We start from the raw sequence: 2,909 nt of genomic DNA, 5'->3' as shown, positions 1-2,909 counted from the left end.
CTTTTATTACTTTATATTTCTTATCTTCATTCATCGTTAGTATTATCCTTTTCATGATTTTATTTTATCATTTTGGGACATTTTATGCTTCGACCTACTTAGGACATTATCACGTTCGAACGATATCAAGTAAGCCAAGTTTTAGTTTTTGTTGACTTATAAATAGCGATTCGATAAAATAAAAGCACATAAATTCAATAGACTGAACGTTAGTAATGTGAGCTAGTAAAGAAGAATTGATTTGCAGAGAGTCAGCGGGTGGTGCAAGCTGATAATTACTTTTCTTGAATCCATCACATGAAGTAAATAATGAACCTTAACGGCTTGTTGTTAAGTATTAAATTATTTCGGCTCCAGACCGTTATCTGAAGTAGAGAGTAGCTTTTTTATAAAGTTAAATCTGGGTGGTACCGCGAAATAGATAGTCCAATTCGTCCCTATATCATTAGGGACGAATTGGACTTTTTTTTGTACATACAATTTTAGGAGGGAAAACAATGTTAGACAACAAAGAGCTGAGAAACAATTTTGATGAAGTGGCTAAAAAATTAGCTGCTCGTGGAGTTAAGGAAGAAGAGTTGAATCGTTATCTCGAATTGGATGGTAAGAGACGTGATTTAATAGTCGAAACAGAAAAGTTAAAAAGCTACCGTAATGAAGTGTCCGATGCGATCGCTACATTAAAGCGCGCGAAAGAAAATGCAGAGAGTAAAATCGTTGAAATGCGTGAAGTAGGCGGAAAGATCAAACAGTTGGATCAAGAGTTGGCTACTATAGAAGAAAACCTGGAAAACATTGCCACTCGTTTACCTAATTTACCGCACGAATCAGTACCAGTTGGCGCTGATGAAGAAGAAAACGTAGAAATACGCAAATGGGGCGAAACTCCTAGTTATGACTTTGTACCTAAACCACACTGGGAAATAGGGGAAGAATTGGGAATTTTAGATTTCGAACGCGGCGCGAAAGTATCTGGCAGCCGTTTCCTTTACTATAAAGGAATTGGAGCCCGACTGGAACGAGCTGTTTACAATTTTATGTTAGACTTGCATATTTATGAACACAACTATACAGAAATGATGACGCCTTACTTGGTAAACAGTAAAGCGATGTTTGGGACAGGGCAATTCCCGAAATTTAAAGAAGATGTTTTCCAAATGCAAGATAGTGACCTGACCTTGATTCCAACCGCTGAAGTACCACTGACCAACTATTACCAAGATGAAATTATTGATGCAAAAGAATTGCCGATTTATTTCACAGCTCTAAGCCCTTCTTTTAGATCTGAAGCCGGAAGTGCGGGACGAGACACCAGAGGTTTGATTCGTTTACACCAGTTCAATAAAGTAGAAATGGTTAAATTCAGTAAACCTGAAGAATCATATGAAGAACTAGAAAAAATGACTGCTAATGCGGAAGATGTGCTGCAAAAATTAAACCTTCCTTATCGTGTGTTAGCATTGTGTACAGGAGATATGGGCTTCTCAGCAGCCAAAACATACGATTTAGAAGTATGGATACCTGCTCAAGATACGTATCGCGAAATTTCTTCTTGCTCAAATACCGAAGCTTTTCAAGCTAGAAGAGCAAAAATCCGCTATCGTAATGAAGAAACAGGCAAATTAGAATACGTTCATACGTTAAACGGTTCAGGACTAGCAGTAGGGCGAACAGTAGCAGCTATTCTAGAAAACTATCAACAAGCAGATGGCTCAGTAAAAATTCCGGAAGCATTGGTTTCTTATATGGGTGGATTAACTGAAATCCGTTAAAAAATGTATTCTATGGTAGCAACTTGTTCTATTAATCAGACAGGTACAAAAGGAAGCAGTCATTTGATGCTTCCTTTTTGTAATTAACATCAGTCGTAACTTTTTAACATCTACATTAAAGGTGATATACTAGTAAATACTAATTTAGAAAAGAAGGTATAGAGATGGGACAAACTAATTTAAAACAAGCTACATTTGCTGGCGGATGTTTCTGGTGTATGGTAAAACCTTTTGATTCTCTACCCGGCATAGAGAAAGTAGTTTCTGGATATACAGGTGGGCACGTTAAGAATCCAACCTATGAAGAAGTTACAACGGGTACTACTGGACATACAGAAGCTGTACAAATCACATACGATCCAGAAGTATTTAAATACGAAGATTTAGTAGAAGTGTATTGGAGACAAACGGACCCAACAGATGCTTCAGGCCAATTTGCAGACAAAGGAGATTCTTACCGCCCTGTTATTTTTTATTATGATGAAGAGCAAAAGAGAATTGCAGAAGCTTCTAAACAAGCTTTACAAAGCAGCGGAAGATTTCAGCAACCGATTGTTACCTCTATAGAACCGGCACAACCATTCTATGAAGCAGAAGAGTATCACCAAGACTTCTACAAGAAAAATAGTGCTCATTACAATAGATACAGTCGCGGTTCAGGTAGAGTCGGGTTTATCCAACAAAACTGGGGAAATGAATAATAGTATATTTTTGCAATAAATATACATTTTGATTAAAGCTGTACCATTTTAGAAATCAATCGACTAACGTTCGCTAATTTGAATGAAATATGTCGTTTTAGCGAAGGTTTGATTTGTAAAGTTCAGCTTTGGTATTTTGTAAATTTTATTTCAATGAAAAGCTTGACGAAACCCAAGAATGTTGGTATAGTAATAAACGTTGCAGGTGACAAAGATTTAACAAACCAGTAACAAAAAATAATTTCAAAAAGTTGTTGACATTGATTTGACACTCTGGTATTATTAAGAAGTTGTCACAGCGACAACGCGAACGAAATTAGACCTTTGAAAACTAAACAAAGTAAGACGAACCAAACGTGTAAGGAAGTTTTGGCAAGTGCCAAAACAAACAAATTAGTGAATATTTATTCGCTAGCAATCAATTAATGAGCTACAA

2 protein-coding genes and 1 other annotated feature are annotated in these 2,909 nt (G+C 36.5%); both genes read left to right on the top strand.

All coding sequences use genetic code 11. The features are described from left to right. The first annotated feature begins 203 nt into the window (after positions 1–203). Positions 204–442, top strand: a binding site (T-box leader). Positions 443–497: 55 nt separating this feature from the next. Beyond that, positions 498–1,772: a serine--tRNA ligase gene (gene serS, locus ACEN4I_RS13270; protein ID WP_407103302.1), complete on the top strand. Its 1,275-nt coding sequence runs from the start codon at positions 498–500 to the stop codon at positions 1,770–1,772. A gap of 164 nt (positions 1,773–1,936) precedes the next feature. After that, complete coding sequence (msrA, locus tag ACEN4I_RS13265; protein ID WP_407103303.1) at positions 1,937–2,473, top strand: peptide-methionine (S)-S-oxide reductase MsrA; 537 nt, start codon at positions 1,937–1,939, stop codon at positions 2,471–2,473. Positions 2,474–2,909: the final 436 nt, after the last annotated feature.

The organism is Desemzia sp. FAM 23990 (genome assembly GCF_045528485.1).
Taxonomy (GTDB): Bacteria; Bacillota; Bacilli; order Lactobacillales; family Carnobacteriaceae; genus Desemzia.
This window is presented reverse-complemented; position numbering and strand designations above follow the sequence as displayed.